At 60.5% G+C, this 25,338-nt stretch carries 19 protein-coding genes; 16 read left to right on the top strand and 3 right to left on the bottom strand.

The window, feature by feature from the left end; translation table 11 throughout:
- The first annotated feature begins 1 nt into the window (after position 1).
- Genes E8E68_RS19560 through E8E68_RS19550 form a run of 3 tightly spaced genes read left to right on the top strand, consistent with a single transcriptional unit; the run spans position 2 to position 3,756 of the window.
- Positions 2 to 1,735: an FAD-binding protein gene (locus E8E68_RS19560; RefSeq protein ID WP_280343944.1), complete on the top strand. Its 1,734-nt coding sequence runs from the start codon at positions 2 to 4 to the stop codon at positions 1,733 to 1,735.
- Positions 1,720 to 2,040 (top strand): NIPSNAP family protein, encoded by a 321-nt coding sequence (locus E8E68_RS19555; protein WP_280343940.1) that lies wholly within the window; start codon positions 1,720 to 1,722, stop codon positions 2,038 to 2,040. The genes E8E68_RS19560 and E8E68_RS19555 overlap by 16 nt, the downstream gene beginning before the upstream one ends.
- A 42-nt stretch (positions 2,041 to 2,082) precedes the next feature.
- Positions 2,083 to 3,756 (top strand): FAD-dependent oxidoreductase, encoded by a 1,674-nt coding sequence (locus E8E68_RS19550; RefSeq protein ID WP_280343938.1) that lies wholly within the window; start codon positions 2,083 to 2,085, stop codon positions 3,754 to 3,756.
- 9 nt (positions 3,757 to 3,765) lie between these two features.
- On the opposite strand, the gene tssM is transcribed toward E8E68_RS19550, so the two are convergent.
- Genes tssM through vasI form a run of 3 tightly spaced genes read right to left on the bottom strand, consistent with a single transcriptional unit; the run spans position 3,766 to position 9,388 of the window.
- The gene (gene tssM / locus E8E68_RS19545) at positions 3,766 to 7,392 is read right to left on the bottom strand and encodes a type VI secretion system membrane subunit TssM (RefSeq protein ID WP_280343935.1); all 3,627 of its coding nucleotides are present in this window, start codon (positions 7,390 to 7,392) and stop codon (positions 3,766 to 3,768) included.
- A complete protein-coding gene (gene tssA, locus E8E68_RS19540; protein WP_266031952.1) occupies positions 7,389 to 8,846 on the bottom strand; it encodes a type VI secretion system protein TssA in 1,458 nt (485 codons plus the stop codon). Before tssA ends, tssM begins: the two co-directional genes overlap by 4 nt.
- Positions 8,834 to 9,388 carry a type VI secretion system-associated protein VasI gene (vasI, locus tag E8E68_RS19535; RefSeq protein ID WP_280343933.1) on the bottom strand — a complete coding sequence of 185 codons (555 nt, stop codon included), beginning with the start codon at positions 9,386 to 9,388 and terminating at the stop codon, positions 8,834 to 8,836. The genes tssA and vasI overlap by 13 nt, the downstream gene beginning before the upstream one ends.
- Positions 9,389 to 9,785: 397 nt before the next feature.
- Here vasI and tssB point away from each other — a divergent pair, with 397 nt between their 5' ends.
- The 13 genes from tssB to E8E68_RS19470 all read left to right on the top strand — a co-directional run bounded on the left by tssB (position 9,786) and on the right by E8E68_RS19470 (position 25,336).
- Entirely contained in the window at positions 9,786 to 10,289 is a 504-nt protein-coding gene (gene tssB / locus E8E68_RS19530) for a type VI secretion system contractile sheath small subunit (protein WP_266031951.1), read from the top strand.
- A gap of 17 nt (positions 10,290 to 10,306) precedes the next feature.
- Positions 10,307 to 11,797, top strand: coding sequence for a type VI secretion system contractile sheath large subunit (gene tssC / locus E8E68_RS19525; RefSeq protein WP_280343929.1), 1,491 nt, complete (start codon positions 10,307 to 10,309; stop codon positions 11,795 to 11,797).
- Positions 11,794 to 12,204: a type VI secretion system baseplate subunit TssE gene (tssE, locus tag E8E68_RS19520; RefSeq protein ID WP_280343926.1), complete on the top strand. Its 411-nt coding sequence runs from the start codon at positions 11,794 to 11,796 to the stop codon at positions 12,202 to 12,204. Before tssC ends, tssE begins: the two co-directional genes overlap by 4 nt.
- Before the next feature lie 3 nt (positions 12,205 to 12,207).
- Positions 12,208 to 13,974, top strand: coding sequence for a type VI secretion system baseplate subunit TssF (gene tssF, locus E8E68_RS19515; protein WP_266031948.1), 1,767 nt, complete (start codon positions 12,208 to 12,210; stop codon positions 13,972 to 13,974).
- The gene (gene tssG / locus E8E68_RS19510; RefSeq protein ID WP_266031947.1) at positions 13,938 to 14,954 is read left to right on the top strand and encodes a type VI secretion system baseplate subunit TssG; all 1,017 of its coding nucleotides are present in this window, start codon (positions 13,938 to 13,940) and stop codon (positions 14,952 to 14,954) included. Before tssF ends, tssG begins: the two co-directional genes overlap by 37 nt.
- Positions 14,951 to 15,514 (top strand): FHA domain-containing protein, encoded by a 564-nt coding sequence (locus E8E68_RS19505; RefSeq protein ID WP_280343923.1) that lies wholly within the window; start codon positions 14,951 to 14,953, stop codon positions 15,512 to 15,514. Before tssG ends, E8E68_RS19505 begins: the two co-directional genes overlap by 4 nt.
- Positions 15,511 to 16,305 (top strand): type VI secretion system lipoprotein TssJ, encoded by a 795-nt coding sequence (gene tssJ, locus E8E68_RS19500; RefSeq protein WP_266031945.1) that lies wholly within the window; start codon positions 15,511 to 15,513, stop codon positions 16,303 to 16,305. Before E8E68_RS19505 ends, tssJ begins: the two co-directional genes overlap by 4 nt.
- Before the next feature lie 50 nt (positions 16,306 to 16,355).
- Positions 16,356 to 17,693, top strand: coding sequence for a type VI secretion system baseplate subunit TssK (gene tssK, locus E8E68_RS19495; RefSeq protein WP_266031944.1), 1,338 nt, complete (start codon positions 16,356 to 16,358; stop codon positions 17,691 to 17,693).
- A 1-nt stretch (position 17,694) separates the two neighbouring features.
- Positions 17,695 to 18,555: a type IVB secretion system protein IcmH/DotU gene (icmH, locus tag E8E68_RS19490; RefSeq protein ID WP_280343918.1), complete on the top strand. Its 861-nt coding sequence runs from the start codon at positions 17,695 to 17,697 to the stop codon at positions 18,553 to 18,555.
- Positions 18,556 to 18,676: 121 nt separating this feature from the next.
- A complete protein-coding gene (tssD, locus tag E8E68_RS19485; protein ID WP_266031942.1) occupies positions 18,677 to 19,186 on the top strand; it encodes a type VI secretion system tube protein TssD in 510 nt (169 codons plus the stop codon).
- An 87-nt stretch (positions 19,187 to 19,273) separates the two neighbouring features.
- On the top strand, positions 19,274 to 21,424 hold the full coding sequence (gene tssI / locus E8E68_RS19480; RefSeq protein ID WP_280343914.1) for a type VI secretion system tip protein TssI/VgrG: 2,151 nt from the start codon (positions 19,274 to 19,276) through the stop codon (positions 21,422 to 21,424).
- Complete coding sequence (locus E8E68_RS19475; RefSeq protein WP_280343912.1) at positions 21,421 to 22,353, top strand: DUF4123 domain-containing protein; 933 nt, start codon at positions 21,421 to 21,423, stop codon at positions 22,351 to 22,353. The genes tssI and E8E68_RS19475 overlap by 4 nt, the downstream gene beginning before the upstream one ends.
- Complete coding sequence (locus E8E68_RS19470; RefSeq protein WP_280343910.1) at positions 22,346 to 25,336, top strand: T6SS effector BTH_I2691 family protein; 2,991 nt, start codon at positions 22,346 to 22,348, stop codon at positions 25,334 to 25,336. The genes E8E68_RS19475 and E8E68_RS19470 overlap by 8 nt, the downstream gene beginning before the upstream one ends.
- Positions 25,337 to 25,338 lie beyond the last annotated feature (2 nt).

The raw sequence follows: 25,338 nt of genomic DNA, 5'->3' as shown, positions 1-25,338 counted from the left end.
CATGGCGACTCATGAACCTACACCACACAATTTTGACCTGGTTGTACTGGGCAGCGGCGCTGGTGGCTTTGCCGCTGCCGCCACGGCGGCCCGCCACGGGCTGAAGGTGCTGGTGGTGGAGAAAGCCGGGCACTTTGGTGGAACCTCGGCTATTTCCGGTGGCGCGGTGTGGCTGTATGGCACCGATCAGGCTCGCGCGGCCGGGGCCGAGGACTCCGCCGAAGCCATGCGCACCTACCTCCAGCACGTGATCGGCGCTGGTTACGACCCTGCCCTGGCGGACGCCTTCATCGACCAAGGCCACAAGGCCCTGCGCTGGCTGGAGCAGCATACCGAGCTGCGCTATGCCCTGCGCCCGCACTCGCCGGACTATTACCCGGACGCTCCCGGCGCCACCCAGTTTGGTCGGGCGCTGGAAATGGTCGAATACGACGGCAAGCACCTCGGCCCGCGCTTCAAGGACCTGCAGATGCCTCCGCCCGGCATGCTGCTGTTCGGCGGCATGATGGTCAACCGCGTGGACATTCAGCACTTCCTTAGCATTCGCCAGTCGCCCAGGTCGCTGTGGCATTGCCTGAAACTGATGGCGCGCTATGCGCGAGACCGTCTGCAGCACCCGCGTGGCACCCGGCTGACCACCGGCAACGCCTTGATCGCCCGGCTTGCCACCAGCGCTTTCGGCTGCGGCGCCCATTTGTGGTTGCACAGCGAAGCCGTAGAACTGATCGTCGAACAGGGTGTGGTCACTGGCGTGCTGGTAGAGCGCGAAGGCCGCCGCGAGCGGGTGTTGGCCCGGGGCGGCGTGGTGTGCGCCATGGGCGGGTTCGCCGCCGGCGCGCTGGCCGCCGACTATCGCCCGGCTCAGGGCGCGCCACACCTGAGCATGTCCCCCCCTGGCAACGACGGTGCCGCCCTGCGCCTTGGCCAGGCGGTTGCAGCAGCGACCGGTGAAGGCTTGGCAGCCAATTTCTTCTGGGCACCGGTTTCCGAATTGCGCCATGCCAGTGGTCAGCGCGAGCGCTTCCCGCACCTGGTCACCGACCGCGCCAAACCGGGCGTGATTGCGGTAGACCCAACCGGGCGGCGCTTCGTCAACGAGTCCGACTCGTACCACCATTTTGTGCAAACCATGTTCGCCAAGGGCATTGCCTGCTGCTGGCTGGTCTGCGATGCCGAAGCGATGAACCGCTATGGGCTGGGCCTGGCGCGACCCAAGCCGGTAAACAACCAGGCGTTGATCGATGCCGGCTACTTGTACCAGGCCGCTACCCCGCAGGCCCTGGCCCAGGCCATAGGCGTCGACCCGCAAGTGTTTGCGCACACCTTGGAGCAGTTCAACCGTGATGCCGGCAATGGCATCGACCCTGTGTTCGGCAAAGGTGGCAACAGCTACAACCACTACATGGGCGACCCGCTGCACACGCCGAACCCCTGCCTGGCGCCACTGGCCAGCGGCCCGTTCTACGCCATCCGCATCCACACCGGCGACCTCGGTTCGGCCCGCGGCCTGGTTACCAACGCCAATGCCAATGTACTGAACCGCAACGGCCAGCCCATCCCCGGGCTGTACGCGGTCGGTAACGACATGAACTCACTGATGAAAGGCACCTACCCCGGCCCTGGCATCACTCTGGGCCCTGCCCTCACCTTCGGCTGGCTCGCTGCCAACCACATTACCGCGCGCCTGCAGGCGCCGACCACCCAAACGGAGACCCCAGCATGTACTACGAACTGAGAACCTACACCCTCGACCCACTGAAGATGGCCGACTGGCTGGCCCTCTACCAGAGCCACGCCCTGGAGGTGCAAAGCGAACACCTGGGCGAGCTGGTGGGCTTTTTCACTACCGAGTTCGGCGACGTCAACCAGGTGGTGCACCTCTGGGGCTACACCAGCCTCGACGAGCGCATCGCACGCCGTGCTGCCATGGCAGCGGACCCACGCTGGGCGGAATTCTCGCGGCGCAACCGCGAGCTGGGGGCGGTACTGCGCCTGCAATCCCGGCTGCTGCGGCCCACCGGCTTTTCGCCGCTGCAGTAAGCCATACGCCGTCTCTTTCAACACCCCTAGCGGAACACTGACATGCAATCCCTCGAATGTGACGTACTCGTCATTGGCTCCGGTGCCTCTGGCCTGGCTGCCGCCGTTACCGCCGCGCATCATGGCCTGCGCGTGATCGTCGCGGAAAAAGCCAGCCAGCTGGGTGGCACCAGCGCCTGGTCGGGGGGCTGGCTGTGGATACCGCGCAACCCGCTGGCCATCGCCGAAGGCATCGTTGAGGCTGACGATGCCCCGGAGCGCTACCTGCGTGGGCAAACCCACAGCAGCGCGCTGGATCCGCGCCAGCGCGCGTTCCTGCGTCATGGCCCAGAAATGGTGGCATTTTTCCAGCAGCACACTGCCGTGCAATTCCAAAGCGGCAGCCGCATGCCCGACATGCGTGAAGGGGACGGCAGTGCACGCGGTGGCCGTTCGCTGTGCGCCCTGCCCTACGACGGTCGTCTGCTGGGGCCATGGTTGCACACCTTGCGCCCACCGTTGGACATCGTCAGCCTGGCCGGCATGGGCATCGCTGGAGGCGCCGACATGGCCGCCTTTTTCAACGCCACCCGCTCGCCCAAGGCGGCGCTGCATGTCGGCAAGCGCCTGCTGCGTCATGGGCGTGACCTGCTGCTGCACGGTCGCAGCCAGCAGCTGGTCAATGGCAACGCGCTGGTGGCACGCCTGCTGCGCAGCGCCCTCGATCTTGGAGTGACCTTGCTGACGGGCAAACCAGCCACTCGCCTGCTCGGCGAAGGCCGGGTCAGCGGCGCCCAGTTCGCCGATGGCCACGTGATCCATGCGCGCCGTGGCGTGGTGCTGGCTTGCGGTGGTTTCCCCCATGACCGCCAGCGCATCGCGCAACTGATGCCGCACGCACCCGATGGTGACCAACATTACTCGGCGGCACCCGAGGAAAACACCGGTGATGGCCTGCGCCTTGGCGAACACGCCGGGGGACGGGTCTCCACCGATGCGGCGCAGGGTGGTGCCTGGGCGCCGGTATCACGGGTGCCGCGACGCGATGGCAGTTTTGCTCACTTCCCGCACCTGATCGACCGCGCCAAACCCGGGTTCATCGCCGTGCGCCGCAATGGTCGGCGCTTCGTCAACGAAGCCGACTGCTATCACGACTTCATGAACGCACTGTTTGCCGCCACGCCGCAGGGTGAACCTGTGGAGGCCTGGCTGATCTGCGACCATGCCGCGCAACGCCGCTATGGCATTGGCTGGGCCAAGCCCTTCCCTTTCCCGGCCCGCTTCTACCAACGCAGTGGCTACCTGCACAGGGGCGCCAGCCTGGCGCAACTGGCGCAGCGCTGCGGCATTGATCATGCGCAGCTGCAACGCACAGTGGCGCGATTCAACCAACATGCGGCCCAGGGCCTAGACCCTGCTTTCCAGCGTGGCGTATCTGCCTACAACCGGGCCCAGGGCGAACCGTTGCATGGGCCCAATCCGTCGCTACGGCCACTGCTGAAGGGGCCGTTTTACGCGGTCAGGCTGTTACCGGGCAGCCTGGGTACCTTTGCCGGCCTGGCAACAGACGCTGCAGCCCGCGTGCTGGACCGCGCGGCACAGCCGATCCCCGGGCTGTATGCGGTAGGCAACGACATGCACAGCGTGATGGGCGGGCACTATCCGAGCGGCGGTATCACCTTGGGGCCGGGGATGACATTCGGCTACCTGGCTGGCAAATCGTTGAGCGGTCTGTAACCCCATTTTTTACAATGACCTCTCAGCCGACAGCACCACCTGCCCCCCACCGGCGGGCTGTTGCAACAAACCCCGAGGCAAGTGAAAACCCTTGAATGGTTGCTGGGTTATGGGATTGAAGGCTTTTTCCGCATTCAGCCGGTAGCGCATCATGCCATCGCCAGCCCTGAAGCTCAGGTCGACGCTGGTCGCCGTTCGCCCATTCAGCGAGCCACGGCTGAGCAAGCGGAACATCGACCAGGGACCCCGGTATTCCAGGCTGCTGCTATTGCCATTCTGCCTTAGCAGGGTCAGGTTGCTACGCACGTGCTGCCTCAGCGTGTTGGGCCAGACGATCCCAATGATCTGGCCCGGGCCGTGGGTGTAGGAAATCAACTGGCCATCCAGGTCCAGCAGGCTGGTACGTTGATTGGCGCTTAGCCCCAAGGGCTCGATGCTGAACTGCACACTCAGGCTACCGCGGTGATCGAAGAAGGTTTCGCGAATGCGGTCTGCCACCGCCAACTGCTCGATCACATCGCTGCGGATCAGCGACTGCCCCTGCTGGCCGGACTGCAAGGCTTCGAGGTTATCCGTCAAAAACACCTTCAAGTACTGGTCGTGGAACTGTTGCAGTCGCCCTTTTGGCCCGAAGAACGCCTCAAAGTCCTCCAGGGAAGCATCAGGCGCTTTCACCACAAAGGGATAACGCCCTGCCAGACGTTGCTGGAAGAAACTGTAGACCTCCGCGTCCCAGCGACGCTCCAGCTCGCGCAGTGCTTCAACATTCAATACCTGCGCAGTCTGGTCCGCCACCTTTCTCACTTGCTGGTTGAGCGGTTCCGGCAAACCGGTGGCTACCCGCTGCAGAGTGCCAATCGGGTCATGCCCCGTGAGGGAAAAGCGATGATGCACCGCTTGCAATGCAGCCTTGCCGCGGTCCGGGCTATCCTGCACCGCCTTGGCATAGTCGTGAACAGCCGCCAAGGCACCGAGTGTTTCAGCGTAGTAGCTCGGTTTTTCCCCTGCTGGCTGCAACATGGCATTCAGCCCGGCAAACGCACGTTGGATAGCCAACACGTGCGGGTGGTCGGCGTTGCGCCTTGCCAATTGCTTAGCCGCTACCCCCTCCGGGGTTTCGGCGCCCACCGCCGGTAGCAGCTGGGTATTTTCCCGCACCGTATCCAGCAACCGCTGCAGCGGCGCCGCTGGCCCTGTCAGGTGCGCCAGTAGGGTCACGCCGTGGTCCAGGTCACCGAAGTCTGCAACCGTAAAGGCCTGCAAGGCGCGCCGCCAGCTGTCGATGTAATCATCGCTGTAGAGGTTGCGCAAGCGTTCGGCCAGTGCATCCCGGTCGGCTGCCGAGTAATCGAGCTGGGCGCGTTCGCCCAGCGCCCATTGATCGATCATTGCCATTTCGGCGAGGCGTTGACTGCGCGGTTCGAAGAATTCACGGAAACCTTTGGCGGTGAGCATCGGAGCCAACAGGATGCCACTATCGCCTTGCCTGGCCCCCGAGGATGGCTGATACACCACATCGAAGGCTGGCCCCACCTGATGACGCAGGTCCAGGCCAGCCTGCAGCTGCTCTTCAGCTTGTTGCTTGAGCCCGGCATACACCCGCTGCGCCAACGGCACCTTGCGTAATGCCTGCTGCACATCGGTGACGGCTTGGCGGGATGGCGGCAAATCGGCATCGGCATAGGCCAGTGCGTATTGCAGGTGCAGCATGAGGTCGCGCTGCAGCTGACCTTGCCCAGGGAAGGCCTGTTGCCACTGACGGGCCATCCACGCTTCGACCCACTCCACCCGGCGGTTCTGGCGGTCTTCAAGCATTCTGTAGACCCTGAGTGCGGCCATCTGCTGCTCACTGCCCGGGGGGGCGCTGTTCATGGCATCGATCACACCGTTGGCCAATGCTGGCAGGAAGTGCCTGGCGAGCAAGTCCAGGTATGCCTCATCGATACGGGGGCCGATTGCACGCCCCTGGTACAGCCCGAAATCAGCAACACCCGGCCACGCGGCGCGATAGTCACCAAATACCGATACTGCATCACGGATCTGGTCCAATGGCTTCAAGAGATTGCGCCCGGTCGGATCCACTCGCTGCTCCACTTCGTAGTGGCTGAACTCGCGGCTCTTGGCAAGCACCGAGGTTGCCTTGGCGGCATTGACGGCAAAGTAGTACTGCCAACTGGCAACGACCACACAGAATGCCAGCACCCCCGTACCCGAACCGACCCAGAGTAGTTGGCGTTTGGTACGCGCCACCCTGGCGTTGTCCCCGGCAACGCCGACCTCCGGGTAAATGACGCGCTTGAATGCCTGCTGGACGAAGTCGGCCGACGCCCTGCCCTGTGCCTTGCCTTCCCACAGGGGTAGCTTTGTCGTGTAGGGCTGTGCCGCCTCACGGACGAAAGCATTGAGCATGTCACCCTGCTGGACGACCGAAGAGAAATACACACCCCGCACCAGTGCAGGTGTGGTGAAGCGGTCACTCGCCAGCGCCTCACGGAGGAAACCCAGCAGTATCGGCTGCAACCCAGCCAACTGCGCATGCAAGCTAAACAGACGCGCACTGGGCGGACCGTTATCCAGCCAACGGAGCTGGTCAAGCACCTGCTCAAACAGCATCCTGATCAATTTATCGTAGTGTTCACCAAACTCGACCAACCAGGCATCGAACGAGGCGACCGTATCCAGCGTGAACGTGAAACCCAGTAGGTTTTCCCGCCCGCGAGCCGTGAGTTTGCCGTAGAGCTGATCGAAGCCATCCAGCAGGTCAAACTTGGAGAGCACCACATAAAGCGGCAGACGCGAACCCAGTTGACGACTCACCTCGTACAAACGCGTACGTAACACATGGGCCAGTGCCACACGGTCTTCAGGCGTTCCATGCAGCAGCACCGGCAGGTCAATGACCAGTACCACGCCATTGAGTGCTCTTTGACTGCGATTGCGCAGCAGCCAGTCCAGCAGGTGATGCCACAATCTGGCCGGGGTGCCGGGCGGTACTTCCTGGTCGGATTTCAGGGTGTTCTCGGCAGGCGCGCCAGCCGAGACTTCTTGGCTGATAAAGCTACCAGGCGGGTCGATCATCACGGCGTCATCGCCACCCCACCAGCCCACAGGATAGGCAAGCGCATCATCCTTACGACCAAGAGCAAGGGCCCTGCCCATGCGGTTCGAGCAGAAATTCTGCCCGGTGCGATCAATCAAACTGGTCTTGCCCGCGTGTTCGCCGCCCAGCACCAGATACCAAGGCATTCGGTACAGTGCCCTTCGCCCGCCAGCATGGTCCAGATAGCGTTCAAGCGCATGGTTCAACGCGTTCTCTTGCGCCTGCACAAACGGCAACGTGCGATCCAGCTCGGCTGACACTGCTTGCTGGCACTGCGCCTGAAGCCGGCGAAAACGCGTGCGTAACACAAGCAACCAGCACGACAGCATGGCCATCGCCAGCACAAGACTTGCCACAATACGATAAGCCCGGTTGGCCAAGGGTTGATGCTCTCGCCAGACCCATTGCGGGCCAAACCACCAGATGGCAATCAGCAGTAGCACGGCACCTAGCGCCAGTAGCAGCGGCAGTGCCAGGCCAATACGGTTGGCAAAGGGCGAACCCCAGCGCTTGAGGTGTTTCCAAATTGGGTTCATCGCGGATCCGCGTCCTTGTTCTGATCGGCCAATGCCGTGGATATCGTGTAATGCTGAAGCCGCTGAAACAGCTCGGGCTCCCAGGCATCCGCTGTGGTGCGCTGCATCGTTCGTGCTATGGCGGCGCACAGGTCCTGGGCCAACCAGGACACGCCCTGCCCCGCCAACAAGTCAGCAGCGATAAGCGTGGTTCGAGAACGCTCCCGCGGTGAATGAAGCCCCGCCTGCATCCCTTGCAGCTTCAGCAGAGCCTGCTCGACACCCATGCCCTCCAGTTCAGCGCTGAGGTCCTCTCGCAAGCCCCGAAACGCCTGGAAGGCCGCGCCCTGCTCAGCCGTAGGCCGATTGCCCCTGAGCCACGCCAGGCATTGATCGTCGACAAACGCAGTGCCATCGCTGAAACACAGTTGCTGCAACGAGGGCAGCCGCTGGACAAACCGTGCGGTGGTACTGCGAATGGCTTCGCTGACCTCCGGCATTGCCAACTGCGACGCCACACCTGCCGCCAGGTAACTTCCGCGCATCCAGTAAGGGGCGGCCGTAATGCTTTTCTCGAGCCGATGCAACAAAGCAATGTCATGCGAGGCTCCAGCTGCGGCACTTTCGTAGCCGGCGACCACGTCCGCCGGCAACGCCAACAGCCCTGTGCAATTGCGCTGTTTTGCGGCTGGGGCAGCCTGGATATGGCTCCACAAGCCGAAACGACGTAACTGATAGCCCGTCGGGTCGTAAGGATCCTGCTGATTGATGAGCTCGGCCATGCTCAGTACGGTACCCCGCGTTTCCCGTTCGTTGCCGATCGCTAGACAGGGCGCGGGCCTGGTACTGACGTCCGCCAGCGGCGCAGTCTGGATGCTTGCGGCAGGCTCGGGAGCTTCGCCAATACCACTGGCCATGCTTGAGTATTTGCTCAGCAAGCGCGTCAATTCGCCCAGCGCAGCACCCTCCAGTCGGGCCTGCCCAAGTTGCTGTTCCAGACGTGTCAACGCGCCCTGGGCCGCCGCCGTGCAAGCTGGGGAATAGGTGAAACGGTCTAGGTGCGGCAATGCCTCGATCAGGCGATTGAGCGTGAGGGCAACCAGCTTGCGCTTGCCGAGCAAGCCTTTGGGGCCAGGGTTGGGATGAGCGGTTTCCCAATAGCCCTCAACCATCCCGGACAGTAACGCCAAGGTCATTCCCCAGCGCGCCCAGCAACGACTGCGCAACCACGCGGCACTCAAATGCGCAACGATACGCAAATGCTTGCAGTGCTGCCCCAGGTACTGACAGGACGCCTCCTCGATGTAGGCCCAGTCGATTGAAGCCTCCTGCAAGCCGCCCAGCTTGACCATCTCCTGGTCAATGGCCTGGTAGGTTTCATCCTCCATGTCGAACAGACCAGCGGGAGTTTCCGGATCGATCGGCGTGAGCAAGCAGGCGAGTTGCTCATCCAGCCCGCCCGTTACCAGCGACATGCGCTACGCACCCTGCCGATCAGAACGTCCAGGCCCTGAGCGTCGAACATCAGGCCATCCACCTCGGGGTGGTCGCTGAACAGCTGTATGCGCCGGGTGCCAAGCAGTTTCTTGATCTGCTCGATGGCTGGCAGCCCACGCCCTGCGTCGAGCACCCGGCCGTTCTCCATCACCTGCCAGGGTGTTGCAGCCGTGGACACTTCCATGCCTTGCAACTGAACCTGAACCCTTCTTGCATCCAGGGGCCGTGCAGTAATCAACTGCAGCCTGGAGATGCTCTGTATGCAACTGATCGCCAGGTATGCACGCGGTTCGGTCGACGCAATGGCTGGTGCTGATATCACCAGCCCTTGCAACCGCCCCTCTGCCTCACGTGCACTGGCGAGAAAGGTGAGGTCATCCGGTTTTCGCGCGCTCTCGTTTGCCAGCACTCGTAGCACGCTGGGCGCATCTTGCTCCGGGGCTGACCACTGCCGCGGTGTTGCATGGGCAGGTGTGTTAGCCGCCTCGTCAAAACATGCCAGGCGCGCCACATTGGACATGATTCGGGGGCAATCCCGAACCGGGCTCGCCAACGCCGGAGGCAAGCAAAACATCAACGAAAGGAGAGCACCACAGGAATAGCGGGCAGTCATCGAAATTACATCCCTTTGCAATAACACATACATCCCACGTGACAAGTCGAACTTTCCTACAAGTTTAACTTACCGCAGCCAATATCATTCGAAGCGTCAGCCAACATGAAACTTCGCAAAGCCTAATACATGGCAAACCCACCCTACAAATAAATATTTTTTAACACCTTGCCGCTCGACTCAGCACGGACTCAAGGCGCATGGTTTAAATACGAAAGTGATCCTGCAAGGTTACCCGCTTATATAAAACACTCACTGCCATAACACCCCACAGGAAAACACAAACAATCAAGGATATGAGTCCATGAGCAGACCCTCCGGCTCCGTTGCTCCGAAAGAGCGCATCAACATCAAATATGTACCGGCCACCCGTGACGAAAAGTCTGAAGTGGAGTTGCCTCACAAGATGCTTGTGCTCGGCGACTTCGGCCTGGATGACGACCGTGCCCTTGAAGACCGTGCTGTCATGCGCATCGATAAACACACATTCAACAACGTGTTGAACGACGCCGGCGTGCGCCTGGAGTTGTCCGTGCCGTCAATGCTCGGCGCAACCCCGGATGCAGAGCTTGCAGTAGCGCTGCAGTTCAGGTCGATCAACGACTTCGGGCCCGACCGCATCGCTCAGCAGGTACCCGAGCTGAACAAGCTACTGCAACTGCGTGAGGCGCTGGTTGCCTTGAAGGGCCCGCTGGGCAACGTGCCAGCCTTTCGCAAGCAACTGCAGCATCTGCTGAATGATGAGCAGGCCCGTAAACAACTCGCCAAAGAGCTCGACTTGGTGCTGGAAGCGCCAAAAGAACACTGAGACATCGGAGCGTCTACATGCCAAAGCCAAACAGCACCATTCCCCATGCGGGTGCAACTAGCGACACCGTTAATAGCGCTGTCCTGCTCGACCAGATTATGGCAGAGACCAAACTGATCCCCGCCCAGGAGGGTTATCAGATTGCCCGCCAGGGTGTCGCTGCCTTTATCGCTGAAGTCCTCAAGACCCATGATCCGGATCCATTGATCAACAAACATCGCGTCGATCAGATGATTGCAGAGCTGGACCGAGTTCTCAGCAAACAGATGGACGCCATCGTGCACCAGCCAGCGTTCCAGCAACTGGAGACTTCATGGCGCAGCCTCAAACTTTTGGTCGACCGTACGGACTTTCGCGAGAACATCAAGCTGGAGGTCTTGCATGTCAATAAAGCGGATTTGCTGGACGATTTCGAAAACGCCGCAGATATCACCTGCAGCGGTATGTACAAACACGTTTACACCGCAGGTTATGGTCAGTTTGGGGGCGAACCGGTTGCCGCCATGGTCGGCAATTACAGCTTCGGCCCGTCATCCCCGGATATCAAGCTGCTGAGCTACATGGCCTCCGTCGGCGCCATGTCACACGCACCGTTCCTCGCTGCCCCATCACCGGAATTCTTCAACCTTGCCAGCTTTGAAGAGTTGCCCAACCTCAAGGAGATCAAAGATATCTTTGCCGGCCCACGGCATGCCAAGTGGCGCGCTTTCCGAGAAAGCGAAGATGCCCGCCACGTCGCCCTGGCCGGGCCACGCTTCATGCTCCGCTCAGCCTACCACCCTCAGGAAATGGCGATCGAGAGTTTCAACTACGCAGAAGACATCGCCGGGAGGCACGACAATTATCTGTGGGGCAACTCCGCCTTCCTGCTGGCCGGTTGTATCAATGACAGCTTTGCCCGTTACCGCTGGTGCCCGAACATCATCGGCCCTCAATCGGGTGGGGCCGTCGAAGATTTGCCAGTGCACCTTTACGAATCGCTGGGCCAGCTGCAGGCCAAGATTCCTACCGAGGTACTGATTTCCGATCGCAAGGAATTCGAACTGGCCGAAGAAGGCTTCATCGCCCTGACCCTGCGCAAGGACAGCGATAACGCGGCGTTCTTCTCAGCCAACTCGGTACAGAAACCCAGGACCTTCCCCAAAACCCCCGAAGGTTTGCAGGCACAGACCAACTACAAGCTTGGCACCCAGTTGCCCTACCTGTTCATCGTCAACCGACTGGCCCACTACATCAAGGTGCTACAGCGTGAGCAAATCGGCAGCTGGAAGGAGCGACGTGACCTTGAGTGCGAGCTCAACACCTGGATCAAGCAATACGTTGCCGACCAGGACAATCCGTCTGCCGACGTACGCAGCCGTCGTCCCTTGCGGGCGGCCAAGATAGAAGTTTCGGACGTTGCCGGCGATCCGGGCTGGTACCAGGTCTCGCTCGCCGTGCGCCCGCACTTCAAATACATGGGGGCGAACATCGAGATCTCTTTGGTCGGGCGGCTCGACACACAATGAGTGGGCTTTTCGAACGCTTGGTGGCGGACACGACCGTCAGCCAGAAGCCCTCTCGGCAAGAGCACGCATCGCACAAGTTCGCGGCCATCAAGCGCCACCTCGAAACGCTGCTCAATGCACGTAAAGGGTGCTCGCAAAGCAGCCCTGAACTGGGCCTGGCTGATTTCAACGGGCATGACGCAAGCAACGGCGACCTGCTCGAACAGGTGAGCATTGATATTCGCCGCACTCTCCAGCGCTTTGAACCCCGCATTCAGGTGCGTGCGCTGAAAGCGGTACCCGATTGCCACGCGCTGCACGAACTGCACTTCAGGCTGGACTGCCAGGTGCAGGTGAACCACCACGCGGAACAGCTGCAACTGGAACTGCTGGTGAACGGGCACAACCGCCATACCCGAGTGAGGTGATACATGTCTCTGAAGGACCGTTTCAGCGAAGAACTGCGTTACCTGCACGAGCTGGGTAACGACTTCGCCAAGGACAATCCGCGGCTTGCCCGCTTTCTTGGCGACCGTGCCAGCGACCCCGACGTCGAACGCCTGATAGAAGCCTTTGCGTTCCTGACGGCGAGGTTGCGGCTCAAGCTGGAAGACGACCTGCCAGAGCTGACCCACCCCATGCTGCAGTTGCTATGGCCCAACTACCTTCGACCGTTGCCCAGCATGACGATCATCCAGTTCGCGCCGCGCAAGCAATCACTCAGCCAGTCACAGCAGATCGCCAAGGGTTCAAGGCTGTTCTCAAAACCGGTGGATGGTGTCGCCTGCGAGTTTCGCACCTGCACGGCGGTAACCATTCACCCGTTCGAAATCGCAGCGGTTGGCGCCACCCAAACCCTCGACCGCTCAGTAGTTCGCATCGGCCTTCAAACCATGGTCGAACGACCGCTGAATGCCTTGGGCTGTTCCAGCCTCGACATTCACCTGAGTGGTGACCAGCGCAGCGCTCGGACGCTGTACCTGTGGCTCTCGCAATACCTCAAACATATCAGCGTAACCATCAATGGCGAGGTTCGCCGGCTGCCGGCCAGCAGCATTGCTTTCCCAGGGTTCAGCCCTGAGGAAGCCCTGTTGCCTTACCCGCAGAACGTCTTTGATGGCTACCGGATCCTGCAGGAATACTTCGTTTTCCCACAGCGGTTTCACTTCTTCACCCTCACGGGCCTGCACAAACTGTGGCCCGCAGCGCGAAGCCAGCAGGTGGGGATCGAGTTCCATTTCACCCGCCAGTTGCCGGACTCACTGCGTGTTGGCAAAGCAGATTTCAAGCTGTTCTGCACGCCGGCAATCAACCTGTTCAAACACAGCGCCGAGCCGATCGACCTTTCCTGTGAAGTTGCCCAGGTGGAGCTGAAGCCTAAAGGTGCAGAACGGTACGCTTATGAAATATTCAGTGTCGATGAGGTCATCAGCAGCCGCACCACGCCAGACGGCAGCACCGGTGAGCAGCTGAGAACCTTCCGTCCCTTCGAATCGTTCGCCCACGAAATTGAACACCTGCAAGGCCGGACGGCGTTGTATTACCGCTACACGCTCCAAGCGTCGTTGTGCGGTGATGGCGTCACACCCCGCATTGCCTTCGTGCGCGCCGATGCCAACGCCTATATCGGAGAACTGGAAACCGCCTCCATCGACCTCACCTGCAGCAACCGCGACCTGCCGCTGGCGTTGAGCATCGATGACATCAATGTGCTCACCGAAGCCACACCTCCCCTGGCGACCTACACCAACATCTGCGCCCCAACTCGCCCGTGCCGCCCGGTACTGGATGGCCAGTTGCAGTGGGCGCTGATTTCCAACATGTCGCTCAACTACTTGTCGCTGCTGTCGGTCGACGCCCTGAAAGCGGTCATTCGTGCCTATGACTTCGTCGCCTTGCACGACATTCAGCAAGCACGCACCACAGCCAAGCAGCTTGATGGCATTCGCGAAATCCACACAGCCCCCTTGGACTGGCTGATCAAGGGGCAGCCCGTTCGCGGGCTGCACACCCAACTGAAGCTGGACCAGTCGGCGTTCCTCTGTGAAGGCGACCTGTACCTGTTCAGCTGCGTCCTCGCTCACTTCTTTGCCTTGTACGCCAGCATCAACTCCTTCCACCAGCTGGAAGTGATCAACACCACCAACAACGAGCACTACACATGGCCAATACAAACCGGCAAACAACCGCTGATCTAGCCGACACGTTGCTCGCCGGAGCCCACCAGTACAACTTCTTTCAGTTGCTGGAACGTTTACATGGGCTGCACGGTGATGACCTTGAACCACGCTGGCCAAGCGAAGCAGCCCGGTTGCGCGTGCGCCTTGCCAGCGACCCACGGCTGACCTTTCCTGTTTCGGACGTGTACAAGGCCGAACGCATGGGTGGTGAAGAAGGCCGCTATCGCGTATGCACCACGTTCATGGGGTTACATGGCACTGACTCGCCCTTGCCCACTTACTATCTTGAACAAGCAGCCTACGAACATGCTCAGGGCATCGGTGTACGTCCGGCTTTCTTCGACTTCTTCAACCACTACCTGCTCAGTTTGTTGCACCGCATATGGCGCAAATACCGCTACTACATCCGCTTCCAGCCGGGAGCCAGCGATGGCTTCTCACAGTACATCTTTGCCCTGCTCGGCCTGAACGACAAACAACTGCGAGGGGACACGGCACTGCCTTGGAGCCGACTGCTCAGCTTCGCCGGTGTCATTGCCAGCCGCAGCCGCGCACCGGGTACCGTCGCCGGCATCATAGCCCACTGCTTCGACCTTGGGCGGGTCCAGATCCGTGAGTTTGAAACGCGTACCGTCCCCACTGCTGAAAAGCAGCTCGTAAGCCTTGGCCATTGCAACGGCGAACTGGGCAGCACGTTCATGCTCGGCAGCCGCACACGTACCCGCAGCAGCAAGTTCACCCTCGTCATCAGCGAACTGGACCAAGCGCAATTGCGCGACTTGCTCCCCAGTGGCATCAACTTTGGTCGCTTGCGCGCGCTGATCGACTTTCTCCTACGCGACGGCCTGGCCTACGACCTGGAACTGCGCCTCAAGCAAGACGAGCTCTCGCCTTTCTGCCTGCACCGGAGCCAAGGCGCCTACCTGGGCTGGACCAGCTTCATGGGCGACCGTGACGGCCAGATAACCCCAGTGGCAAGTTTTCGGGGGCGCTCATGAGTACGTTGACCTTGAATATCAGCAACCTCGACTGCTTGGAGCCCGACGTCGTTGCCCGGCACCAGTTCGATAGCGCGGGCGGCACCATTGGCAGCGCGGCGGTCACCTGGCAGATCAATGACCGTGAGCGGACCATTGCCCCGATCCACTGCGAAATTCGGTGGATAGAGGGCGGCTTCTGCGTGATCGATCACTGCAACCGCACCTATCTCAACAGCAGCATCCTCAGCCTGGGATTCCGGTCGGCAAGGCGGCTTGTCGAGGGTGACCAGCTACACGTCGGTGCCTGTCGGTTACAGGTGCGGCTAGCACGAGCCGATACACGTTCATTGCCCGACCTGTTCGCCCCCGGGCCAAGGCTGATCGACCAGTTGATAGCCGATGTCGCGGCCGAGACTTGCCCGGCCAAACCGCCGGCCACGAAGTTCGCCGTAGATATCTGCTCGATCTTCGGGACGCCCACGGACAAAGACCCGCTGGTGGCACTGGATGCGAAATCGGCTGCTGTATGGACACCAGAGAACTCGCTGCCAGGCCTGATTCCAGGAGATCGCTCATGACGCGGCTACGCGCCACAGTCGCACTTCTGGTCCTGGTGATCGGCCTTTCGGGTTGCACATCCCTGAGCAGAATGAGCCAAGTGGTGATGGATCATTCAGTACCCATCGGCCCACCGGAGGACCACCCGACCGAGGTGGCCTTCAGCATCAATGCCAGCCCTACGCTCAACGTCAACCCGAACAGCCTGAACGTTGCGCCCGAGCATGAAGCTGCCCTGGAACCCAGCCCTTACGCTGTCAGCTTGAGCGCAACCGACCCCGTTGCACTGACCGAAAAGGTCGGGACGTTATTCGAGTACCTTCAACAGCAGTTTCCTGCCCTTTCGCCTGTTGTCATGGACCTGGACGAAGGCAGCGATCCACCTCGTTCGCCCTTGGAAGAAAGCACGCCTGGCAGTTACGACGATCCAATGGTGATGCTGACATTGCCGCACACGACGACCGTGGCCACACCGTCACTGGCTACGCCGATGGCCATCAAGATCCTGCAATTGCGCGACGACTCGCTGCTACGTAACAGCGTGTACCAGTTGCTGGACCAAGACCCCGCCAAAGCCCTGCGCAGCACCTACGTTCGCGATGATGATTACCTGTTGCGCCCAGGCCAGTTCAAGTTCATCCCCTTTGCACCCATTGAGCCAGAGACGCGCTTCATCGCGGTGATCGGCGATTACCGAAGCCACGAAAACGCGACCTGGCGACAAGTGCTGCGCGTTCCATCACGCGGTCGGAAAGTCGTTCTTTCGGTGCTGCTCAACGACGCCCAGTTGTTGCTCAAGGAGGAAGGCTGATGCCTTTCCAATCCTGCGCCTTTCCCTGCTCACGCTGACACGGAGTGCTCATGAGTACGCGTAACCCTGTGCTATGGCCTGAAGGCCTGTACGTAAAACCGCAGCATTTCCAGCATTCGATTCGGGCCAGTGAAGCGGCCCTGCATCAGCGCCTGGCAAGCCTCAATAATGCCTTTTACGGTTTCAGCGAACTCCAGTTGAATGAGGAGTACCTGAGCCTGGGCAAAATCGCCATCACGCGGGCACGGGGTGTCATGCCCGACGGCACCCCGTTCGATATCCCCGCAGACCTCACGCCACCGCCACCGCTGGAAATCGACGATGACGGTTCAAATAACAGTGAGGTCTATCTCTGCCTGCCCTTGCGTACCGACGGCGGCCGAGAGGTCAGCTGGCCTGAGGATGCCGCCAATTTCCGCTACCTTGCCCGAGCGCAGGAAATCAAGGATACCCACAGCGCAGACGGCGACCTGGTAACAATCGACCTGGCTGCCCCCAACCTGCAACTCAAACGCCAAGCAGACGATAGCAGTGCCTATACCCGCCTGGCCCTGACGCGCATTCTGGCACGTCGCCCGGATGGCAGCCTGCAACTGGATGAAGCGTTCTATCCCACCTGCGTGTCGGTGCGAGCCGTGCCGGCACTGCAGCGCTTTCTCGATGAAATCACCCATACCCTGCGGGAACGGGCGCGCAACCTCGCTGCCCGCATTGGCGGTGCCGGCCAGTCCGGCATCGCCGACATTCGCGATTTCAACCTGCTACAAGCCATGAACCGCTGGTGGCCCTGTTTCCAGCACCTGGCCAGACAACCCCAGACACACCCCGAACAGCTCTACCTGTGCATGAGCCAGGCTTGCGGCGAGTTCGTGACGTTCACTGACGAGGGCCGTCTGCCGCACGAGTACCCGGCATATCACCACACGGCGCTGCGCACTTCGTTCAAGCCCCTGGAGGATACATTGCGCCGGGCACTCAGCACGGTGCTGCAACCCCGCGCCGTGTCGTTGCCATTGATAACACGCGACTACGGCGTGATGACGACCGCGCTAGAGGACCGCCGACTGATCGAGGTCGCTGACTTCATCGTCGCCGTCCGTGCCAACCTGCCCCCTCAAGTGCTGCGCCAGATGTTCGTGCAGAAAGTCAAAATCACTTCCCTCGAATCGCTGGAAGAACTGGTGCCGCTGCAACTCCCAGGCATCCCGTTGAACCCACTACCGGTGGCACCACGCGAACTGCCCTTCCATGCAGGCTTCAGCTACTTCGAGCTGGATCGACGCGATCCGGCATGGGCATGCATGAGTACGGCGAACGGCTTCGGTATCCACATCGCAGGGGACTTCCCGAATCTTGAGCTGCAATTCTGGGCAATCAGGAGTGAATGAGATGAACAGCGTAGTCCTTGATGCCGTGAAGGGTGAAGGTGCTCGGCTTCATTCGGAGCTCAAGACACCCTTGCCCAGTTCCCCTTCCGCTTCTACAGCATCTGAAGCTTCCAATCACAAGCCCCAGCCCGGGCCAGTTGATCAAGGCTACCCGGCTGATCCGGACTTCAGGCTACGGGGCGGCTACGACAATTTGATGCTGGATGCAGCTGCCCCGCTGTTCGGGCTGGTCATGCGTTTGCGCACGCTGGATGCATTGCCAAACATCAAAGAGGTGCACCGGAAAGTACGCAACCAGATTGAGAACATTCAGGAAGAAATGCGCCAACATGGCTACGACTCCGCCCATGCGATGGCGTACTCATATGCCCTGTGCCTGTACATCGATGAAGCGGTGATGGACAGGCCTTGGGGCAAGAACAGTTGCTGGAGCCAGGAGCCGCTGCTGAGTATCTTCCACGACGAAACCTGGGGCGGGGAAAAGCTCTTCACGGTGTTGTCCCGCCTGACACAGGAGCCTGCACGCTACCAGGACGTACTGGAATTCATGTACTTCGCGCTGTGCCTGGGCCTGAAGGGTAAATACGCCATTGCGCCGAAAGGCGAAGAAACACTGAAAGCACTTACCCACCAACTTCACGGGATCATCCGGGAACTGCGCGGGCCTGCCCCGGAGTACGTCTGCGACCCCTACGCCAACGTCGCCCCGCGAAACTTCCGGATGACCCGGATATGGCCATGGTGGAGCCCGTTAGTGATATCTGGCGTGGCCATGGCCATGGCTTACGGTCTCTACAGCTATCGCCTGCACCTGATCACCACCCAGGTCCTGGGGTCGCTGAGCAGCATGTTGCAGCCGTAAGAAAATAGCACACCGAGTAGTCACGAATTAGCGAGGTGTTCATCTCGCTACAAGCCCATCGTACCCGATGGCCATGCCTCGATAAAAAGGCATGCACAACCACTGAAACCAGGAGCTTATCATGGCGTCGCCCGCTTATTTGAAAATCACAGGAACAGCAGGAGGCAACATCAGCGAGGGAGCAAGCACGGTGGAATCGATAGGCAATATTTACCAATCCGATTTCGAAAATGAAATCATGCTGCAAAAGATTGAGCACGAAATCAATACGCCTATCGACCCTCAAAATGGCCAACCTTCGGGAAAACGTGTGCACGGGCCATACAAAGTCACGTTCACCACCAACAAGTCCAAACCCATCCTGCTGGAATCCATCTGCAAGGCAGAGCTTTTACCGGAAGTTACAATCAAACAGTTCCGCGCCACCAATGAAAACCCTAACCAACACTATTACACCACGACACTGACCGATGCGACCATTATCAAACTGAGGACCCATCAACCCCACGCACAAGAAGACACGCTAACCCCCCGACACCAGGAGGTGGAGCTCTGGTTCTCCTACCGAAAGATCACTGAAACCCATGTAAAGAGCAGTACGGAAGGGTCCGACGACTGGCAGAAGGCTTGAAACGCCAATTCCCCAAGGCATCGCGTGTTCCGGGCAGCTTGCTGTCCGGGCACTTGAAGAACCTCAGACGGCGGACAAGGAATTATCATGCCTAGCCAATCCGGTCTGTACTACAGCTTTCGACCGCTCGTTACCCCATTGGAATTTGAGGTGGCCTCGTTCCAATTGAAAGAGGGCATCAGCAGCAACTTTCAACTGGAACTCGAGCTGGTCAGCCACGAATACGATGTGGACTTCGGGGCACTACTCGACCAGCCTGCGTTATTTACCATCTCCCGTGGGCAGCAGGCGCTGCGTCATGTTCACGGCTTGATCAGCACCTTCAGGCAAGGCGACAGCGGCCCTCATCGCACACGCTACAGCGCCGTCATCGAGCCACGACTGGCACGGGCCAACCTGCGTTCGAACTGGCGTATCTTCCAGCACAAGACCGTCCCGGAGATTGTCGAGTTGTTATTGGTGCGTCAGGGCATCAGCCAATACCAGATTGGCAAAGGGCTCGACCATCACGTGCGTGAGTTCTGCGTCCAGGCGGGAGAAACCGATTTTGATTTCTTTGCCCGGCTGCTGGCAGAAGAAGGTTTTGTCTACCGCTTTGAACACTCAGAGAAGCAACACACCCTCATCATTAGCGACCGGTTACTGACATTCGGAAACATCCCGCCTCAGCCATCGTTCGCCCACTACACGGATGAGGACCCTGCCAGGGCCTGCAGCGTGTTATATCGGGCCTGTAGCAGTGGCGACCAGGCAACCCCTTGCTTGCGACGCCTTCACTACAGCGAAAAGGTGCGTACTGCATGCCAGGTGCAACGCGACTACACCTTCATCAACCCGGCGTACCGCCAGGAACACAGGGCAACAGGTCATTACCTGGAACATCAGGCTGGCGACTACGAACGCTTCGATTACCCCGGCCGCTACAAGCGCGATGCCGTCGGCAAGGCGTTCACCGAAAACCGCATCACAGCCCTGCGCCACGATGTCCGCGTTGCCCAAGTAGAAGGGGACGATGTACGCCTGCAGCCCGGCCTCGGTTTTACCCTTACAGGCCACCCGCGCGCAGCTTTCAACGTACATTGGCGCGTCACTGCAGTCACCCATGAAGGCAGCCAGCACACCTGCCTGCAAGAAGATGCGGCCGGCGTCGAGCAAGGCACCCGCTACGGCCAAGTCGCAGAGCTTGTTCCCGGTAGAACGGAATGGCGCCCTGCACCGCTGGGTAGACCTCGCGTCGACGGGCCCCACATGGCAACAGTCGTCGGCCCGCGGGGTGAAGAGATCTATTGCGATGAATGGGGCCGGGTCAAGGTCAGCTTCCCTTGGGATCGCGAAAGCCAGGGCAACGAATTCAGCTCCTGCTGGGTGCGAGTATCGCAAGGCTGGGCCGGCGGCAGTTGGGGTGCGATGGCCATTCCCCGTATCGGCCAGGACGTGATCATCCACTACGTCAACGGCGACCCTGATCAGCCGATGATCACCGGGCGCACCTACTGCGGGGACCAGCTACCGCCTTACGACCTGCCGCAGCACAAGACGCGCATGACGATCAAAAGCCAGACCCACAAAGGTGATGGCTTCAATGAGCTGCGTTTTGAAGATGAACTGGGTCAGGAAGAGGTCTTCATCCACGCGCAGAAAGACCAGAACATCGTGGTCAGGCACGATGAGACTACCCAGATCGGCAATGACCGCAAGGAACAGGTCAACAACGACGTGTCGACTCTGATTGGCCATGACCGTACCGAGACGGTGGCCAATGATGAGCGTGTCAGCATAGGGCATGACGCTGCCCTGGAGATTGGTCGAAACCAGTCGATCAAGATCGCCAAGGACCGTATTGAAACCATCGGCAATCACCGCCACGACCAGATCACAGCCAACCACCACACCTCTATTGGCGGCAACCTCGAGCAGCAGGTCGAAGGCGACGCAGAACTCGAGGCCCGCGGCGCGATCCGCAGGCGTTCACGCCGCTACGCGTTGCGCACAGCAGAGGCGGTAATCATCCAGGGCCCTGGCGGTTCTATCCAGATCGATGAGACAGGCATCACCCTCGATGGCCCGACAATCCGCATCAACGGCCAGTTGCTCCAAACGCCTGCCGGGGCAAGCAGCCTCTTTTCCCTCAGTGGCGCGCCGGTCAATGGCAGGCCCCTGGATCGTCAGTGCGGGCGCCGCGCGGATGGGTCCTGCCCCCTGCCCGACTGCCGCTGCTTCAGAGGGGCAAGTCTATGACAATAGTCCCCTCGCACACCTTGCCTGGCCCGGATTTCGGCCAAAACGCGCGCTTTCTGCTGCTGCTGACCCGCACACTCGAGTACTGGGCCTATAGGCCAGTATCGCAAATACTCGAAAAGGGCGAACTGGTCCCGGCCTATGCCCCTTCGGTGGTTGAACTTATCCATGCAGTCAGCCGTAACACCCCGCATGCGTGGCTGTGGCGGCGCAGTGCCCTGGACGAACGACACGACTTCGGGCCGTTGTTGGTAGACGTGTCAGGCGCCCCCGAACTGCTTGCCCATGCAATCTCTACCTGGATACCCGTTGGCGCGGCCATCGCGCTGGATGCCGATATCGGCCTTGCCAGGTTGGCAGACCATTTCACCAGCCTTGTACAGGTCGCGCTTCCAGGTCAGGGGCTGGCCACGTTTCAGTTCCAACCGGACCACCTTTCAGCGTGGCTGGATGCGCTGGATGAAGACCATCGCGCTTCCTGGCTCGGGCCCGTGACTTCGCTCGCCTGGCGAGTCAACTGGGGGCCGGTCTGCGAGTGGAAGACGCTTGAGCGCAGCCCGGCCCCTGCCCGGCCCTTCTCGCACGCCCCGTTGTGCCTGAGCACGCGTGAACTTGAGCGCCTGCAAGCAGGCATGCACGAACATTTCGTGCGCACGCTGGCCCACGAGGTATCGGCCCTGCCACAGCACCACAGCCAGCCATTGGCCGATATCAGACACTGGATTGAAACCCTGCTGCCGCAACTGAAAGCCCTGAATTTTCGCGACGAGGAAGTGGCCGGCCAGTTCATCAGGCTGATTGCCAGGCACATGTGGCTAATGCGCAACGATGAGGCGGGGGAAATCTACGCCAACCTTGAAGCGTCACCTCAAGATCGCCTTCGCGAACTGCACGCGTTGATCGAAAGGCAGGAGCCCGCCCATGAATGACAACTCCGTCAGCAGCGCCACCTCCGGCCCAGCCTGCAGCGCACGCATCCCTATACTGCCGGTGCGCTACGCCATCGTACCGCGCAGTGGCGACATGCCCGCCTTCCGCTATGCCGATGCCGGTTTCAACCTGGAACAAGGCTTCGGCCCGCTGCAACACTCCGCCTACACCTTGCGCGCGCTACGCCCAGGCTATGTCTACGTGTTCATGAGAGGCGCCTTGGGCGAAAGGCTGGTCATTCACGAGTACGCGGGCGCGGGCCTTTACAAGGAACTGCTTTACAGCGGGCTGGAAGACTACCACCTGCGTGAGCGCTACCTGACCAGCCGCTCCATGGGCTGGGTGTGGGCCGATACCTGCCCCGATACAGCCAGGGAAGTGTGGGTCGGCTACAGCCCGCACCTGTGGACCAACGCCATGACCGCCCGTATCACCGGCTCGCCAACCCTGCGCAAACGGCACATGCGCCAGCTGGACATGGCCGAGCTGATCGCCGGCAACCAGGCCCCGTCAACCCAGCCCCATGTGTTGCCGGTCAGTGCCCTGCAAAGCTGGGTCGAAGACTACAAGCCCAGCGGGCAACGCATGCCCCTGACCTGGAGCAGTGACCCGATCAGCGAAACCTTGCCCATCGGCAACCTCGTCGCTATCGGCCGGCACTACCCCTACCCTCAGCCGAAGGTACCGGTAGTGGTGGCGCTCGCTGATGCCGAAGGCATGGCCTTGGACCTGAGCCTGACGGTATCTGCCTACCAGCATCAACTGCGCGACCTGATGCCCGCCGAGCCGCTGGAGCACATGGCACCTGCTCAAGCGCCAGAACACGAAGGGGTGCCGGCCTGCTACAAGCTGGATGTCGAGCAACTGAGCAGGCAAAGCCGCGATTTCCACCACCGCAACCTGGTGGCCACGCTGCTGAACAAGACCCTGGAAAGCCTGTACCCCGCCGATGCGCCCTCTGCGGACCTGGCCGAGTTCCGGCTTGGCACGCAACGCCGGGGCCCTGCCCTGTCGCCCTCCGAGTCACGGTTTCAGGCCCTCACCCACGAAGACTACTCCCCCAACGGCGCGCGCCTGGCGCAGCGCCTCGACCTCGCCAAGTACCGGCACTTTCTCAGCGAACGCGATGAACTGGAGCGCCGCCTCGGCGCCCTGCGCAACCAGGCCTTGCAGGCCAGCAACGACCATGACGCCTGGCTCGGGACGGCTGAACCCCAGCATGTCGATAACCCCTACAGCCTGGCCGCTGCGTTGGCCTGTTACGACCGCGACGAAATGGCTTCCGCCCGTGGGCTGGAGATTTCATTGGCGCTGCTGATTCAGCCAATGGGCCAGCCTGCGCCCGGTACCGAAGCACAGGATCGGCGACTCGAACGCCTGGAGCGGTGGCTGGATCAGCACGACAGCCCGCTGTACACCGCCCTGGCACCCTTCAACCCGTTCAAGGACAAGGCGGATGCGATCGGCAGCCTGTTCGGTGCCAGCGACAACGTGATCGAAGGGCTGGCCGGCCGTTTCCCGGCCATGGCCGGCATTACCGACCTCACCGCCCAGTCGGTCAATACCGTGGTGCTCAAACGCCTGCGTGGGCAAACCCGCTGGGATGCCAGCCGCGGCCTGCGGCAGCAGGTGCTGCTGGCGGCGCGTGAGGCCAATGCCGAGAAAGCGCTGGGGCTGCTGGCGGCGCGCTACCGCATCACCGGGCAGGCGATCGCGGAAAACCCGTTCAGCCAGGAGGTGGAAAAGTACCTGAAAAGCGGCATGGCGCAGGTTGAAGAAATGAAAGCGCTGCGTATCTCGGGTAGCCGGAAGGTGTCGATCGAACTGACCACCACCGTGCGCGTGAAACCCAACTTCCTTGGGTTGCTGACCTCCGGCGTTGGCGGTGGTTTGAACGCGGGAATGCTGTGGTTCAACGTGATCTCGCTCAGGACAGCGTACAACAGCCTGCAGCAGAGCGATGCACCGGAATACACCATGGGGTTTGCTTCCTCGATTTTTGGGGTGATCGGTGCGGCATCGGCGACGCTGGTCAGCGCACGCGCAACGCAGAAGGCCGTGATGTTGAGGTTGAGTTCCACAGCGCCAGGCATGGCTTTTGGCAACGGGGTTATCAGGTTTTTGAGCAGTCATCTTTATGCGCGGTTAGCAGGATATCCGGCAATAGCGTTCAGCTTGCTCGCTGATATTTTCAAGGCGAGGAGACAGAGAGCGAACGGCAATTTAGCGAGTGCCGCATACACAGTAACGGGCGGCTTAACCATGGCTGTTGGTTCTGCGGTCGTTCTTGAAGCTGGACTTGCGGTTGCGGGCGCAACGACTGTAGTGCCTTTCGCCGGATGGGCCGCAGCAGCGCTTGTACTCGCAGGGGTCGCAATCATTGCAGGTGGGCTCTACCTCCACACCAAGGCTCATGAACACGTCCACAGCCCTATTGAGCTTTGGGTGGCACGCAGTATCTTCGGCAACCGCCTTAACGATGGCGAGGATCACCCAAATATCACTTTAGATCACGAAAAAAAGCTGCCTAGATTCTCTTCACTGCACGAGGAAGTCAGAGTTTGGCACAACGAGCACTATGGGCCGAAACTACTTTCAGCTGAACAGGCCATATCACTCGGTGTAAGTAAAGTCGACACCCGATGGCACGATAATGATCACTGGGCACTGCCGAACTGGACAGCTATTACACATCATGAAGTATCCACACCTCAACCAACCGTTGAATTCGCGGTACTCCTGCCAGGATTCGTGATTGGGACAAGTCAGTGGTCAGCGAGTTTGAGCACTGTCCATAAGGGTATGGTATTGGACGTGTTTCCAGTCAGTCCAACAGGTCAAATCGTGGACGCGGGGTTGATCCTACATTTCGAGAACACACTGACCATACAGAATCATGTCTCATTACACCTAGCCTACAGTACCAATCAAGGGCTAGAGGAGCACAATGAGATTCACTCTATCTTCCGTCTTGAGCGCTGACC

Origin of the sequence: Pseudomonas sp. BN607, from assembly GCF_029871175.1 — a bacterium.
Lineage (GTDB): Bacteria > Pseudomonadota > Gammaproteobacteria > Pseudomonadales > Pseudomonadaceae > Aquipseudomonas.
The sequence above is the reverse complement of the archived record's forward strand: the minus strand, read 5'-3'. Positions and strand labels throughout refer to the sequence as shown.